14 protein-coding genes are annotated in these 15,980 nt (G+C 44.4%); all 14 read right to left on the bottom strand.

Annotated features, from left to right (window positions below):
- Nucleotides 1–4 precede the first annotated feature (4 nt).
- The 14 genes from ftsQ to cra all read right to left on the bottom strand — a co-directional run bounded on the left by ftsQ (nt 5) and on the right by cra (nt 15,954).
- Nucleotides 5–811 carry a cell division protein FtsQ gene (gene ftsQ, locus PR809_RS12255; protein ID WP_102137396.1) on the bottom strand — a complete coding sequence of 269 codons (807 nt, stop codon included), beginning with the start codon at nt 809–811 and terminating at the stop codon, nt 5–7.
- Nucleotide 812: 1 nt separating this feature from the next.
- Nucleotides 813–1,733: a D-alanine--D-alanine ligase gene (locus PR809_RS12250; RefSeq protein WP_206276563.1), complete on the bottom strand. Its 921-nt coding sequence runs from the start codon at nt 1,731–1,733 to the stop codon at nt 813–815.
- Nucleotides 1,734–1,735: 2 nt separating this feature from the next.
- Nucleotides 1,736–3,199, bottom strand: coding sequence for a UDP-N-acetylmuramate--L-alanine ligase (murC, locus tag PR809_RS12245; RefSeq protein WP_102137394.1), 1,464 nt, complete (start codon nt 3,197–3,199; stop codon nt 1,736–1,738).
- A gap of 46 nt (nt 3,200–3,245) precedes the next feature.
- Entirely contained in the window at nt 3,246–4,319 is a 1,074-nt protein-coding gene (murG, locus tag PR809_RS12240; RefSeq protein ID WP_195697540.1) for an undecaprenyldiphospho-muramoylpentapeptide beta-N-acetylglucosaminyltransferase, read from the bottom strand.
- The gene (gene ftsW, locus PR809_RS12235) at nt 4,316–5,509 is read right to left on the bottom strand and encodes a cell division protein FtsW (protein ID WP_102137392.1); all 1,194 of its coding nucleotides are present in this window, start codon (nt 5,507–5,509) and stop codon (nt 4,316–4,318) included. Before ftsW ends, murG begins: the two co-directional genes overlap by 4 nt.
- Nucleotides 5,509–6,819, bottom strand: a complete 1,311-nt coding sequence (gene murD / locus PR809_RS12230; RefSeq protein WP_206276562.1) for a UDP-N-acetylmuramoyl-L-alanine--D-glutamate ligase — start codon at nt 6,817–6,819, stop codon at nt 5,509–5,511. The genes ftsW and murD overlap by 1 nt, the downstream gene beginning before the upstream one ends.
- A 1-nt stretch (nt 6,820) precedes the next feature.
- Nucleotides 6,821–7,903 carry a phospho-N-acetylmuramoyl-pentapeptide-transferase gene (gene mraY, locus PR809_RS12225; RefSeq protein ID WP_004262035.1) on the bottom strand — a complete coding sequence of 361 codons (1,083 nt, stop codon included), beginning with the start codon at nt 7,901–7,903 and terminating at the stop codon, nt 6,821–6,823.
- Nucleotides 7,897–9,261 carry a UDP-N-acetylmuramoyl-tripeptide--D-alanyl-D-alanine ligase gene (gene murF / locus PR809_RS12220; protein ID WP_206276561.1) on the bottom strand — a complete coding sequence of 455 codons (1,365 nt, stop codon included), beginning with the start codon at nt 9,259–9,261 and terminating at the stop codon, nt 7,897–7,899. Before murF ends, mraY begins: the two co-directional genes overlap by 7 nt.
- Nucleotides 9,258–10,745, bottom strand: coding sequence for a UDP-N-acetylmuramoyl-L-alanyl-D-glutamate--2,6-diaminopimelate ligase (murE, locus tag PR809_RS12215; protein WP_206276560.1), 1,488 nt, complete (start codon nt 10,743–10,745; stop codon nt 9,258–9,260). The genes murF and murE overlap by 4 nt, the downstream gene beginning before the upstream one ends.
- Nucleotides 10,732–12,498 carry a peptidoglycan glycosyltransferase FtsI gene (ftsI, locus tag PR809_RS12210; protein ID WP_181490089.1) on the bottom strand — a complete coding sequence of 589 codons (1,767 nt, stop codon included), beginning with the start codon at nt 12,496–12,498 and terminating at the stop codon, nt 10,732–10,734. Before ftsI ends, murE begins: the two co-directional genes overlap by 14 nt.
- A 12-nt stretch (nt 12,499–12,510) precedes the next feature.
- Nucleotides 12,511–12,831, bottom strand: coding sequence for a cell division protein FtsL (ftsL, locus tag PR809_RS12205; RefSeq protein WP_102137387.1), 321 nt, complete (start codon nt 12,829–12,831; stop codon nt 12,511–12,513).
- Nucleotides 12,831–13,784, bottom strand: a complete 954-nt coding sequence (gene rsmH, locus PR809_RS12200) for a 16S rRNA (cytosine(1402)-N(4))-methyltransferase RsmH (RefSeq protein ID WP_102137386.1) — start codon at nt 13,782–13,784, stop codon at nt 12,831–12,833. Before rsmH ends, ftsL begins: the two co-directional genes overlap by 1 nt.
- A gap of 2 nt (nt 13,785–13,786) precedes the next feature.
- Nucleotides 13,787–14,245 carry a division/cell wall cluster transcriptional repressor MraZ gene (mraZ, locus tag PR809_RS12195; protein WP_102137385.1) on the bottom strand — a complete coding sequence of 153 codons (459 nt, stop codon included), beginning with the start codon at nt 14,243–14,245 and terminating at the stop codon, nt 13,787–13,789.
- 698 nt (nt 14,246–14,943) lie between these two features.
- Nucleotides 14,944–15,954 carry a catabolite repressor/activator gene (gene cra / locus PR809_RS12190; protein ID WP_102137384.1) on the bottom strand — a complete coding sequence of 337 codons (1,011 nt, stop codon included), beginning with the start codon at nt 15,952–15,954 and terminating at the stop codon, nt 14,944–14,946.
- Between the last annotated feature and the right edge of the window lie 26 nt (nt 15,955–15,980).

The following is a 15,980-nucleotide window of genomic DNA, read 5'->3' as shown; positions in this document are numbered from 1 at the left end:
GTCTTTATTGTAACTCCGGTGGAGCATCGACCAAGAGTGGCGCCCAGCCCACCGCAGCACCACTGGAATAACGTAAGTCAACATAGTCAACACGTTTATCCGTTGTTTGCTGCAAAAGCGGATACAGTTCAAGGAACCTATTTAACCGCTCTGACACTTCTTTCTTACCTAATTCAATTCTAACATCGTTGTCTAAAATAATTTGCCATGCGTGTCTGGCTGTCATCGATAGTGATTTTAGCTTTAGGTTATGTGCCGCTAATGTGTTCTTAAAGATAGAATATTCTTTGAGAACCTCTTTCTGGCTACCTTGTGGCCCATAAAGCAACACATAGTCCCCTTTACCATTTTCGCTAACCGGCAAATTAAATACTCGGCCTTGTTCATCCACCATGTTTTGATCATTCCACCTAGCGAATGGGCGGTATTCAACAATATGAATTTTCAATTCATCTGGCCATTGTTTACGCACTGTCACTTGGCGTACCCATGGCATCATACTTATTTGGTTTTGGATAGCGTTGACATCGACGGTCATAAACGTTCCCGGCTGCCCTAACGCTAAAATGGCCTTTCTGACATCATCATTTTTGGTGTAATGGCGTTCACCCGTTAGCACCAATTTAGACATCGGCAGCCTGTCAGCATCTTTCATCCAAGTCATCACCATCCAACCACTCCAGATGATAGTGCCAACCACAAATAGAAAGAAAAATAACCCACCTAAAAACGCACCATTACTTGGCCCTGAACGCGGGTCCTCGTCGTTCTTCTGATTATGATGCCTAACATTTAGTGCTGCTTGTGACATATCAACGAGCCAATTTCAAAATTTGTACAACTAACTGTGAAAAACTCATCCCCGCTTGACGAGCTGCCATCGGTACTAAGCTATGGCTTGTCATACCTGGCGATGTATTAACTTCCAGCAGATAAAATTGACCATCGTTATCTTGCATTACATCAACTCGTCCCCAACCTTCGCAGCCAACAACTTGGTATGCTTTCAGCGCTAAGTCTGCGAGTTCAGACTCGAGCTGTTCACCTAGGCCACTTGGGCAAAAGTATTGGGTTTCATCAGATAAATATTTCGCTTCGTAATCATAAAAAATACCCGGTGGTTGAATACGAATTGACGGCAGAGCGTTATCTCCCAACACTGCAACCGTGAACTCAGGGCCACTCAACCATTTTTCAATTAACAATGTTTCATCAAATTGAAACGCGAGATCCAATGCAGCGGGCAATGCCTCTAAGCTATCAACTTTACTCATGCCAACACTTGAGCCTTCTAGGCTCGGCTTCACAATGAGCGGTAACCCTAGCAATTGTACTTTAGCAACAATTTGTTCACGAGAAGCCTGCTTATACTGCTGCTTTGTTAAGTAAACATATGGCGACACACTTAGCCCTGCACCTTGCCATAATTGTTTTGTTCTCAGCTTATCCATGCTAAGTGCACAAGCCATAACACCACTGCCGGTATAAGGCAGATTTAATGTTTCTAGCAGCCCTTGCAATGTCCCGTCTTCACCACCACGGCCATGTAATGCAATAAAAACTTTATTGAAACCTGCATCTTTCAGTGTTTCTACAGGGAAATCTTGGGGATCAATAGGATGAGCATCAATGCCTGCTTGGCGTAACCCCGCCAGCACAGCATTTCCTGACTGAAGTGAAACCTCACGTTCAGCGGATGAGCCCCCTAATAGAACCGCAACTTTCTCTGTCATTTTTATTCCTCAACCATCGGTGGCTGTAATTTTGCTTCTGCCAAGTTTTTGGCTATTTTACCAATATTTCCTGCGCCTTGAACTAAAATTAAATCATTTTCATCAAGAGTTTGAGCTAAAATATGTGGAATTTGTTCAGTATCTGCTACATAAATAGGATCAATCTGACCGCGGCCACGAATTGTTCTACATAATGAGCGGCTATCCGCACCCGGTACATGCTTTTCACCCGCTGAATATACATCTAGCATTAGCAGCACATCTACCTGCCCTAAAACATTAACAAAATCATCGTATAAGTCACGAGTACGAGTATAACGATGCGGTTGGAATACCATAACAATGCGTTTATCTGGCCAACCTGCTCTCGCTGCTTTAATCGTTGCGTCAACTTCCGTTGGGTGGTGACCATAGTCATCGACTAGCATCACTTCCCCCTCTTTACCATTCACATTACGCAGAGGGAAATTCCCTAGGAAATCAAAGCGACGACCCGTACCTTGAAATTCAACTAGTGCAGATAAAATATGAAGGTCATCAATACCTTCTTCAGTTGCAACAGCAACGGCAGCTGTCGCATTAAGGGCATTGTGACGTCCCGGTGCATTTAGAACCACCGTCAGCTCTGGCATATTTTCACGGGCAATGGTGAAAAAGCCTTGATTTCCTTTTTGCTCATATTGGGTGATACGCACATCAGCGTCTTCACTAAAACCATAAGTGGTAATGTAACGACCAATTTTTGGTAGTAACGAGCGGATCACAGGGTCATCAATACACATCACTGCACGCCCGTAAAATGGCAGATTGTGCAAGAAATTAATGAACGTATTCGTTAAATTATCGAAGTCGCCTTGGTAAGTATCCATATGGTCTGCTTCGATATTTGTCACAACGGCAACTAACGGTTGCAAATGTAAGAACGAAGCATCGCTTTCATCAGCTTCTGCTATCAAGTAGCGGCTACTACCTAAACGCGCGTGTGTTCCTGCTGATTTAACTAAGCCCCCATTCACAAATGTAGGGTCAAGGCCTGCTTGTGCATAAATCCCAGAAATCATTGCTGTGGTGGTGGTTTTCCCGTGGGTACCTGCAACGGCAATACCATGACGGTAACGCATTAATTCAGCTAACATTTCTGCACGGCGAATAACTGGAATACGCAATTCTTTGGCGGCTTGAATTTCAGGGTTCTCGCTTGAAATCGCTGTTGATACGACGACAACGCTCGCATTTTCAACGTTCTCTGGGCGGTGATTAAAGTAAATCGTTGCGCCTAATGCGGTTAATTGTTGTGTCACTGCATTGGGTGCTAAATCTGAACCGCTAATTTCATAGCCTTCATTTGCCAACACTTCAGCGATACCACCCATGCCAGCACCGCCGATGCCGACAAAATGGATGTGCCTGACTCTTCTCATTTCTGGCACTGATGTTCTTAATTTCGCTAATTGTTGTGTATTCACTATATTTCTTCGCTTCTAATTAATTCGGTATCAATTATGGCTAATATTATTTAGCCACTTCGCAAATCACGGCAGCAACTCGTTCTGTTGCATCAGTAATTGCACAGCTATGCGCTTTTTCAGCCATTGAGAGTAATTCGTTTCTATCCCATTGCTCTAATAAGCTCGCCACAGCATCTGCGGTAAATTGTGACTGTTCTAAAATTTTAGCCGCCCCTGCTTTTTCTAGCGGTAATGCATTCCAATACTGCTGACGGTCTTTATGTTGAAAAGGAACAAAAATAGCCGGTAAACCTGCGGCTGCAATTTCACTTACTGTTAGTGCACCAGACCGACAGACGACAATATCTGCCCATGCGTAAGCTTGCGCCATATCATCAATAAATTCAGTAACTTTATACTCGGAATTGCCTGAAACTTGCATATGCTCATTATACAATGCTTCTGTTGATTCCTTACTGCCTTTTCCCGCTTGATGCCAGATATTTAACTGTTTGCCTACTTTTTCAGCAACAAGAGGCATCACTTGATTCAAAACCCGTGCCCCTTGGCTACCACCAACGACTAATACGCGTACAGCGCCTTCTCGGCCTGCTAAACGTACCTGGGGTGCCGGTAGTGCTAAAACATCTTCACGTACCGGGTTCCCGACAACTGGTGCGTCAGGAAATGCGCCCGGAAAGGCTTGTAACACTCTTTTTGCGATCCGCGATAACCATTTATTCGTTAAACCCGCGATTCCATTTTGTTCATGAAGCACAACGGGTACACCGCATTGCCATGCCGCAATACCACCGGGACCTGAAACATAGCCCCCCATGCCTAATACCGCATCTGGCTGATAACGTTTGATAATCGTTTTTGCTTGGCGAATAGCTTTATAAATACGCCATGGTGCCCCCAGTTGTGCGGCAATACCTTTACCCCTGAGTCCCGAAATTTGAATAAATTCAATATCGATACCATGCTTAGGGACTAATGTGGCTTCCATTCGGTCAGCCGTACCTAACCAACGGATCTCCCAGCCTTGAGCCTGCAAATAATGAGCCACAGCTAACCCCGGAAAAACATGCCCTCCGGTTCCACCTGCCATGACGAGTAATTTCTTTGCCTGACTCATTTAGTGCTCCTTACAAACGCCTGCGCTTTTTCAAGGCGTGTTTCAAAATCAATTCTCAGTAATATCGCAATGGCGGCAGCCATCACCAGTAAACTCGAACCACCATAACTAATTAGCGGTAGTGTTAAACCTTTTGTTGGTAACATGCCTGATGCGGCACCGACGTTAACCAAAGCTTGGAAGGTAAACCAAATACCAATTGAACAAGCCAAATAACCACCGAATAATTGGTTCGACATCAATGCGCGACGGCCAATCATCATCGCCCTAAATGCCAGCATAAAGACCATCAGCAGAACCAATACAACGCCAAAGTACCCGAGCTCTTCGGCTAAAACTGAGAAAATAAAGTCAGTATGTGCTTCTGGCAAGTATTCTAATTTTTGTACTGAATTTCCTAACCCTTGCCCAAACATTTCACCACGACCAAAGGCCATTAAAGATTGGGTTAGCTGATAACCACTGCCAAACGGGTCATCCCACGGGTTCAAAAACGACGTCACTCGACGTAAGCGGTACGGCTCGAACCAAATCAAAGCCAATACCCCCACCGCACAAGCGGCAATACCAATAATAAAGGGGGCTAACCTTGCTCCTGCTAAAAACAACAACCCCAGAGTGGTTACCACTAATACGATAACGGTCCCTAAGTCAGGTTGTAATAAAAGCAATGACGCCATCACAATCAAAATACACATCGGTTTGATAAAGCCAAGAAAACGGGTTCTGACTTCATCAGACTTACGCACTAAATAACTGGACACGTAACAGAATAACGTAAATTTCGAAATTTCTGCCGGTTGAATTTTAACCAAACCGATATCTATCCAGCGAGATGCCCCGTTAACTGAACTCCCTGCCACCAGTACCACGACGAGCATGCCAAGTGAAACCATCAATAATACGAAGTTGTACTTTTCCCAAACCGCCATCGGAATACGCATGACACCTAGGGCTAAAATAAACGCGATGACGATATACACCACATCACGCTTAGCAAAATAAAAAGGATCTTCCGTTAAGCGCTGGCCAACTGGCATGGAGGCGGATGTGACCATAATAAAACCCACCGCGGCTAAACCGAATGCCAACCACACCAATGTACGGTCGTAAAGCGTTGAGCCTGAAATCACGCCATTTTTTTCACCAATGACCCAATTTTTTAAACGCATCGCACCCGGTATCGTCATTAACCTAGCTCCTGGGCTAATTGAGCAAAGACGGTCCCACGCTGCTCAAAACTTTTAAACTGATCCAAGCTGGCACATGCAGGGGATAACAACACCATGTCCCCCGCTTTTAATTGTGGCGCAATTTGGCGTAAGCTTTGTTCCATAGTTTCAGTCAATACGGATTTTTCAGGTGCCATATCGGCTAATGCTTTCCCATCACGACCAAAACAGTATAGACGGTAGTTATCCGCAGCAATATATTGTTTTAGTGGTGAAAAATCAGCTGACTTACCATCACCACCCAATAATAAATAGATATTGCCATCCACATGTAACCCATTTAACGCCGCTTCCGTACTTCCAACATTTGTGGCTTTAGAGTCATTAATCCAGCGCACACCGTTGTTGAATAACACTAACTCGAAGCGATGTGCTAGCCCCGTATATTCTTTCAAGACTTGAAGGCATGCAGAGCGAGGAATATTCACGGCATCCGCCAATGCTAACGCGGCTAACCCATTGAGATAATTATGTTGACCCGTTAGGTGCATTTCGTTGACATCGAGCAGCTCTTTTCCTTTCGCCACTAACACCCGTTTTTGAGTATCAAAGAAATAATCACCACTATTTAAGCCAAAGCTAATGCATTCACCCAAAGTATGATTTGCGGGTAAGGTCAGCGCATCTTGTACGTTAACAATGCAGTTTTGAGCATTGTGATAAATTTTTAATTTTGCTTCACGGTACTGGTCTAGACCTAATGGATATCTATCCATATGATCTTCACTAATATTTAAGACCGTCGCAGCGGTCGCTTCTAGGCTTGATGTGGTTTCTAGTTGGAAGCTTGAAAGCTCTAAAACGTATAAACGATGCCCTGCATTGAGTAATGAAAGCGCAGGCGTACCAATATTTCCACCAACACCAACTGAAATACCCGCTACTTTCGCCATTTCACCCACCAATGACGTGACGGTACTTTTACCATTTGAACCGGTAATGGCGACAATCGGTGCATCCGCTTCACGGCAAAACAGTTCGATATCACCCACAATTTCGATGCCGTTTTCTGCCGCTTGCTGTAACTGAGGCGTTGCCAACGCAATTCCTGGACTAGCAACAATTAAATCGGCTTCCTGTAGCCAGCTATTATTCAAGCTACCACTATGACATTCCACACTTGCTGGGAGTTTGTCCACACCTGGCGGCACTGCACGGGTATCCATAACACGGGGTACAACACCACGTGCCAAGAAAAAGTGAACGCAAGATAGGCCGGTAATCCCCAGCCCAATAATGACTACGTTCTTACCCTGATAATCGACCATATTAACGCACCTTCAAGGTTGCCAGCCCAATCAGGACTAACATTAGCGAGATAATCCAGAAACGCACGATAACACGTGGCTCTGGCCAACCCTTCAATTCATAATGGTGGTGAATTGGTGCCATACGGAAAATACGTTGTCCGCGCAATTTAAATGAACCGACTTGTAAAATAACTGACAGCGTCTCAACGACGAACACACCGCCCATAATCACTAATAAAAACTCTTGGCGCAGTAATACCGCAATAGTCCCTAGAGCACCACCAAGCGCCAATGAGCCAACATCCCCCATAAATACTTGCGCTGGATAAGTGTTAAACCATAAGAAGCCTAACCCTGCTCCAACAATGGCAGTACAGACAATCACTAATTCACCTGCGTGGGGTAAGAATGGAATATGTAAGTAACTGGCAAAATTGACGTTACCTGTTGCCCATGCCACTAATGCAAAACCTGCTGCAACAAATACTGTTGGCATGATAGCTAAGCCATCCAAACCATCGGTTAGGTTTACGGCGTTACTGGTTCCAACAATCACAAAATACGTCAGCAAAATATACAGCATGCCCAGTTGTGGCATTACGTCTTTGAAAAATGGCACAACTAACTGAGTTGCCGGAGTATCTTTACCAATCGCGTACATGGAAAAGGCAACAATTAACGCAATCACGGATTGCCAAAAATATTTCCAACGGGCGATTAAACCACGAGTATCTTTGCGTACCACTTTACGGTAATCATCAACAAAACCGACAATACCATACCCAACGAGCACAAGCAGAACACACCAAACGTAAGGGTTGTCTAAGCGAGCCCATAGCAACGTTGAAACGGTGATTGAAAATAAAATTAATAACCCGCCCATGGTTGGGGTTCCACGCTTACTAAAGTGAGACTCAGGGCCTTCGTTACGAACGACTTGACCAATTTGCATTTTTTGTAGGTAAGCAATTAAATGAGGCCCCATCCACAATGCAATAGCGAGTGCTGTCAGCAAACCGACAATGGCCCTGAACGTCAAATAAGAGAAGACGTTCAGAACAGAAAACTTGTGGACCAACATTTCGGCAAGCCAGACTAACATTCGAAGCACTCCTTCAATGCATTCACCACATCTTCCATCGCGGAGCTGCGTGAACCTTTAACTAAAATAGAAACAACGTCCTTCTGCTGTGCTAGCGGAATTAGTCGGGTTAATAAATCTGCTTTCACTGTGAAGTGCTCACCACACTCACTAAATTGGCTGATCAACTCACTTAATTGACCAACACTGAATACTTTGTCTAAGCCAGCCTGCTTAGCGGCAACACCAACACGCTGATGGCAATCTTCTGCATAATCGCCCAGCTCCCCCATATCCCCAACCACCAAGATGCGGTAGCCCGGCATTTTTTCAAGGACATGAATTGCCGCAATCATCGAGCCATCATTCGCGTTATAAGTGTCGTCTAATACCACTTTGTGCTCACTCAAGCGCACTGGATATAAACGCCCTGGTACTGCTTGTGTTTTTGCTAAGCCGTTTTTGATGTCTTCTAGGCTAGCGCCAACTGAAATCGCCAATGCACTCGCTGCTAATACATTCGCGATATTATGTAGCCCTGGTAATGGCAAAGTGATATCAACGCTTCCAACAGGGGTATGTAACACAAAATCCGTAGTCAGCTGTTTCACTTGGATATCAGAAGGATAGAAATCCGCTTTTGCTTGTGGCGTTAGCGAGTAATGCCACACTGTTTGGCGTGGCTGAAACTGCCATTTTTCACTGTAGCTATCAAGGTTAACAATCGCGGTTCCTTCTTCAGGAACGCCTTGATAAATTTCACCTTTCGCTTTAGCAACCCCTTCAGGTGAACCAAAGCCCGCTAAGTGCGCAGCAAATAAATTGTTAACTAACGCCGCTTCTGGTTTAACAATATTGGTTGTGTAGGCGATTTCATTTGGGTGATTAGCACCCATTTCTATCACCGCGAAGTCATCATCATGGGTTAAACGAAATAGTGTCAAAGGCACACCAATATCGTTGTTTAAATTACCGGCAGTATATAAAGTTTTACCGCGCTCAGATAATATGGATGCGGTCATTTCTTTGACCGATGTTTTGCCTGAAGACCCCGTCAAACCAACAATTCGAGCTCTACTTTGCTGACGAACCCATGCTGCTAATTGGCCCATCGCAATACGCGTGTCTTTCACGATGATTTGAGGGCAATCCACTTCCAGTTTGCGCTCAACGAGTAATGCTTTCGCTCCCGAAACCACCACTTGCTGTGCAAAATCATGGGCGTCGAAGCGTTCACCTTTTAAAGCAATAAAGAGGCAATTCTCAGCAATTTTGCGGCTATCCGTACTCACTGCGCTAATCAAGAGCGTTGTATCTGCAACAGATTCAACTTGCCCTTGAGTTACTTGCGCCAATTGAGCGAGTGTTAGCGAGATCATGCGATTACCCCCAGCAGACGTGCTACCGTTAAACGGTCTGAGTAATCTAATTTACGATTGCCAATAATTTGATAATCTTCATGACCTTTACCAGCGATCACAATCACATCATCAGGAGATGCTTGTAAAATGGTGTTTGTCACGGCTTCTGGGCGACCCGGAATGGCCAAAGCACGGCTTGAGTCTAATAAGCCCGCCATGATGTCGTTGATAATATCAATTGGGTCTTCGCTGCGTGGGTTATCGTCAGTGATAACGATTTTATCTGCATACTCTTCTGCGGCTGCTCCCATTAGAGGGCGCTTGCCTTTGTCACGGTCACCACCGCACCCAAATACACACCAAAGTTGCCCTTTACAATGCAAACGCGCTGCCGCTAAGGCTTTTTCTAACGCATCTGGTGTATGTGCATAGTCGACAACAACGGTCGGTTTGTTTGGTGCACTGAACACTTCCATTCGACCGCAAACGGGTGACAATGAAGAGGCCGCCGCAAGCAGTTTATCCAATGGATACCCCATCATTAGCAAGGTTGCCATTGCAACTAATAAGTTGCTGACATTAAATGCCCCCATCAGTGGGCTTTCAAATGCGCCTTTGCCCCAAGTGGAGTCAAAATGAATGGTCGCGCCCTTGTCGTGGTATTCCACTTCAGTGGCTTTCAACCATGGCCCTTGCCAGTTTGCTGGGATACGGTTTTCCATCGTAACAGCGCAGGCTTGTGGTAAACGTTGTAGCCATTTCAAGCCAATAACATCATCTGCATTGATGATTTGCGATTTTGCATTATGTGTAGAAAACAATAGCCATTTCGCGGCTTCATAACTTTCCATGTCACCGTGATAGTCAAGGTGATCACGGCTTAAATTAGTAAACACAGCGGCATCGAACTGTAAAGCGGCAACACGACCTTGCACTAAGCCATGAGAAGACACTTCCATCGCGGTTAATGTCGCTTTTTGGTTTAATAACTGAGTCAATTCAAGTTGGATATCTACCGCAGAGCCTGTGGTGTTTTCGCTTGGTGATACATGGCCTAATAAGCCATTACCCACAGTTCCCATTACAGCGCTAGTTTCCCCTAGTCCATGAGCCCACTGAGCAATTAATTGTGTCGTGGTTGTTTTGCCATTAGTACCGGTCACGCCAACAAGTTTCATATTTGCTGATGGCTGCTGATAAAACTCACCCGCAAGAGCTGATAAACGGTTATTCAGGTCATTTAAATAAATAACAGGTACACCGTGAACAAAACGAATTTCGCCTTCAACGGCTTCACCTTCTGCTTCCGCTATCACAGCGGAAACCCCTTGAGCAATCGCTTGAGGAATATAGTGTCGCCCATCCGATTGATGGCCTTTTATTGCAATAAACAGATCGCCCGCGGCAGCCTTTCGGCTGTCTAGCGTCATCTCACGTAGTGAGATTGGAGTTGTGCTCACACCAAAGGGTGAGAGTAGATCACAAAGATTACGATCTGCCACTTTTAACCTCTTTTTGACTATTTACAATTTCATTTTGTTCATTTGGTTGCAATGCATCAGGTTCAACGTTCATCAACCGTAAAACGCCGCCCATAATCGAACCAAATACCGGTGCAGATACTGCACCACCATAATAACTACCCGCGCTTGGCTCATTAATAAGCACCACTAACGCATAGCGTGGATTGCTCGCAGGAGCAACACCAGCAGCGTAAGCTAAATATTTATTAATATAACGCCCTTCAGGCCCCACTTTTTTCGCAGTCCCTGTTTTAATCGCAATACGGTAGCCTTTAATTGCCGCTCGTGCTCCCCCGCCTCCGGGTAAAGCCACGCTTTCCATCATATGAACCACTGTTCGCATGATTGGTTCAGGAAAAACGCGTGTTCCTGACACAGGAGGATCAACTTTTGTGATGGATAGCGGCCGATAAATACCAAAACTACCAATGGTTGCGTAGGCTCGCGCTAACTGTAACGGTGTTACCATTTGCCCGTAGCCAAAAGAAAAGGTGGCCCTATCTAAATCAGACCACCGTGTTTTTTTACTTGGAAAGATGCCACTACTTTCCCCGACTAACCCCAGATTAGTCGGCTTGCCAAACCCAAAGCGGCTATACACATCCACCAGCTCAGTGGCAGGCATCGCTAACGCAAGTTTTGAAACACCTACGTTACTCGACTTCTGTAAAATCCCAGTAATTGTTAGCTCTGCATATCGTGCTACGTCTTTGATTTCATGGCCGCTAATACGATATGGATAAGTATTAATTACTGAGTTTTCTTTAATAATTCTGTTATGTAGCGCACTCATTACCACCATCGGTTTTACCGTCGAACCCGGTTCGAAAATATCCGTAATGGCGCGGTTACGCATTGCATCCATTGATGTACCGGTTAAGTTATTTGGGTTGTAGGATGGGCTATTCGCCATAGCTAAAATTTCACCGGTATGAACATCCACTAAAATTGCCACACCCGATTCAGCTTTGTTTTCCTGCACGCCACGTGTTAGTTCACGGTAAACAATCGATTGAATTCGTTCATCAATACTTAATGTCAAATTATGCGCAGCTTGGCTGTCAATAGACGAAATCGTTTCAATCACTCGCCCATTACGGTCTTTGCGGACAGTACGTTCGCCCGGCGCACCTTTTAACCAACGGTCAAAGCTTTTTTCAACCCCTTCAATCCCTTCACCATCAATGTTTGTTACCCCTAATAAGTGAGCGGTAACTGGGCCTGATGGGTAATAACGACGAGATTCTTTGCGTAAGTAAATACCCGGTATTTTTAATTTTTTAACGTAATCACCAATAGAGGGGTTAACTTGGCGCGCTAAATACACAAAACGGCCTCTTGGATTGGCCGATATTTTGCTCGTAATTTGTTCTAGTGGAATTTCAAGTGCGTCTGCCAGTGCTTTCCAGTGTTCGTCATTGCTGATCCCCCCTTTTTCAAACACCTCTTTGGGGTCTGCCCAAATCGCATTGACGGGCACACTTACCGCCAGTTGCCGCCCTTCTCGGTCGCTTATCATACCTCGAGAGGTTGCAACTTCTTGCACTCGTAAAGAGCGCATATCGCCTTCTTTCACCAGTTTCTCTGGCGCAATAATTTGCAGATAAGCCACCCGAGTTAGCAACCCTGCTAACGCCAAGACAATGCATCCGCACAGCAAAATAAAGCGCCAGCGGACAAAGCTGGTGCTTTCTTCTTGTTTCTTATTTTTCGCTGTTTTTGGTGCTTTCATTAGGAACCTTTTTTATTGCTTAGAAACAATAATTTTTTCTTGTGATGGTTCAACTTGTACCATCTGTAATTTTTCAACCGATAAACGTTCTATTCGGCTATGGCTCGCAAGGGCATTTTCTTCAAGGATCAGATTGCGCCATTCGATATCTAATAAGTCTTTTTCTTCATACAATTTATCTTTTGCGGCCGTTAACAAACGCGTTTCATGTGCGGTAGTCACGACAAAAACGGCACTAATTATAATTGCAGACAATAAAATCAAAGGAACGATGCCATAACGAAATAAATCACGCCCAATGACGCGTGCTAGGCTGTGCCTTTCTGGAACCATTATTCCGCCGCCTTTTCAGCAAACCGCAACACAGAACTCCGTGCGCGTGGATTTTCGTCAATTTCGTTTTCAGAAGGTTTCATCTTGCCTAGGTCACGTAACTGCGCTGCGCCTAATGCTTTAATCTGCGTTTCAGTTAGCGGAATACCTGCTGGTACTGATGGCCCTTTACTGTTTTTGCGGATAAACCGCTTTACTAACCTGTCTTCCAAAGAATGGAAGCTGATAACCGATAAACGACCTTGTGGAGCTAAAACGTTCATTGCGCCTTCTAGCGCTTTTTCTATCTCTTCCAATTCACTATTGATATAAATCCGTATGGCTTGGAAGCTACGCGTCGCTGGGTGTTTGTGCCGATCTTTCATCGGACTAACTTTTGCGATTAATTCAGCCAGGTGCCGTGTGCGTGTTAATGGCTCTTCTTCTGGGTTATGGTTACGCTCAACAATCGCTCTCGCAATTCGTTTCGCAAAACGCTCTTCACCAAAAGTTTTTAAAACCCAAGCAATGTCATCCGCTTCTGCGTCCATCAACCATTGCTGTGCAGATTGCCCTTTGGTTGGGTCCATTCGCATATCTAACGGCCCGTCACGCATAAATGAAAAGCCACGCTCTGGGTCATCTAACTGCGGTGAAGAGACGCCTAAATCCAGCAATACACCATCAATTTGCCCAACTAAACCTTCTTCTTCCACATACTCTGCAATCGCAGAAAATGGGCCGTGTTTAATCATAAAACGAGGGTCATCAATTGCTTGAGCTGCTTTTATCGCTTCTGGGTCACGGTCAATGGCGATCAACCGCCCTTGTTCGCCAAGCTGGCTTAATATCAGCCTTGAATGGCCCCCACGCCCAAATGTGCCATCGATATAGATACCGTTAGGTTTAATGTTTAAGCCGTTCACGGCTTCATCCAGTAATACTGTTACGTGTTTAAATTGCTGTTGCGTCATTATTAAAGTGACAAATCCTGTAAGCGGGCTGAAAGTGGTTCATTGGTAAGGCGCTCAGCGGCAATGTCATCTTCCACTTGCTGATACCAAGTTTGTTCATCCCAAAGTTCAAATTTATTAATCTGGCCAACCAACATGACCTCTTTTGTTAGCCCTGCATGCTGACGCAATGTATTGGCTAACAAAAGACGCCCCGCGTTGTCCATTTGACATTCACTTGCATGGCCCAGTAACAGCCGTTGCACGCGTCGTTCCGCTGGGTTCATCGTCGATAACCGAGAAAGCTTTTCTTCGATAATCTCCCACTCCGGTAAGGTATAAAGCAGTAGGCACGGCTGGTGAAGGTCAATGGTACAGACCATTTGCCCTTTCGATTCCTCGTTCAGCATACCTCGGTAACGAGTCGGCACGGTTAGACGCCCTTTGCTGTCGAGATTAACCAGTGTTGCCCCACGAAACATACCCGATTATACCCCTTTTATTTTCAATTCACCCACTTTACCCCACAATTCACCACATATAAAGTTTACGAATGGTATGAAAACGTTGTCAAGCCAGTCGCACTCAGCTTTAGCTTTATTTACAGAACAATTCAGAAAAAATAAGGATAGGTAAAATATAACTTGGAAAGAAAATGGGAAATAACAGGTTGATATAATTAATATATTTTATAGAGTGCAACTTAAATAAGCGTGATCACTATAGATTGCTGCAAAATCATACAAATCATCATAAATTCAACTTATGTCTCATTTTTAATCAGTATATCTTGTACCGGTAATTTACTTTTATTGAGTCCTCAAATAATCGTTAATATCTAGTGATGATAAAATCACCCCGAAAGAAAAATAAAATCATTAAATATCAACACAATAAATAACTGTTTTAATAAACAGTATTTAATTTTAAATATTTATCGCACGAATCAATAATACACCCACAATAAATTTGTATTAATTTCATAATCCAATTTAGCTTTCATTTTAAAATCAGCAATAAATATATTAAGATAAATCCTAAAGTTAAATATTTACCTATTTTTAGCCTATAAAAAAAAAGCCCCTACAAGATAGGGGCCGTTATATTACTCATTATTGTGACTAACATCACTCATTATCGTGTAAATATTCACTATTCGATTAAAGTTAGGCCTGTTTTATTACTGCTTACGACCTAAGCTTCCGCGGCGACATAAATCACGACGAATACGAGTAATACCCGCTTCTGGTTTTTGCTTTTCATCAAGGCTGGCAAGAACCAGTTCTAAGATACGTTCAGCGATATCTCTATGGCGCTGTGCAAGGGACAACACTGGGCATTCAAGAAAATCTAATAGCTCGTTATCACCAAATGTGGCAATAACCATGTGCTCAGGTAAACGACCACTGCGCTTCAACGCAACATCCAAGACACCTTGTAGTAAGGAAAATGATGTTGTAAATAACGCGTCTGGCATCTCATTACCGCTATCCAGCCAATGCGCAAACACCTCTGCGGCTGAATCGCGTTCATAGCTATTTGCATACAGGTAATCAATCTTGCGCGGGTCTTCATTCCACGCCTTACGGAAACCTTGTTCGCGTAGATAACTGACTGACAGTTCAGGTAACGCCCCTAAATACAACACTGACTCAGCTTTAAATTTGCGTAATTCTGCTGAAATCATGAAAGCATCTTCTTGGTCATCACCAACGACACTAATAAAGTGTTCTTTTTCAAGGGCTCTATCAAGTGCGATAATCGGTAACGAACGGTTCGCCCAACGCTGATAAAACGGGTGCTCTGGCGGTAATGCTGTCGAGACAATAATCGCATCAACTTGCCGCTGTAAAAGGTGCTCAACACAACGAATTTCATTGTCGGGTTGGTCTTCCGAGCATGCTATCAGCAATTGATAACCACGTTGACGCGCCTGCCTTTCAAGGTAATTTGCTATACGGGTATAGCTAGTATTCTCCAAGTCAGGGATCACTAACCCAATCGAACGGGTGCGCCCTGCTCGTAGCCCCGCAGCAACTGCATTTGGATGGTAATTGTGTTCTCTGACGACTGCCATCACTTTTTCTACAGTTTTATCGCTGACTCGATACTGCTTGGCCTTGCCGTTGATCACATAACTAGCCGTTGTGCGGGAAACACCCGCTAGACGGGCTATCTCATCCAGTTTCACGTTAACCTCTTTACAATTTTGGGAAT

Source organism: Providencia sp. PROV201, from assembly GCF_028479545.1.
GTDB lineage: Bacteria > Pseudomonadota > Gammaproteobacteria > Enterobacterales > Enterobacteriaceae > Providencia > Providencia huaxiensis.
The sequence above is the reverse complement of the archived record's forward strand: the minus strand, read 5'-3'. Positions and strand labels throughout refer to the sequence as shown.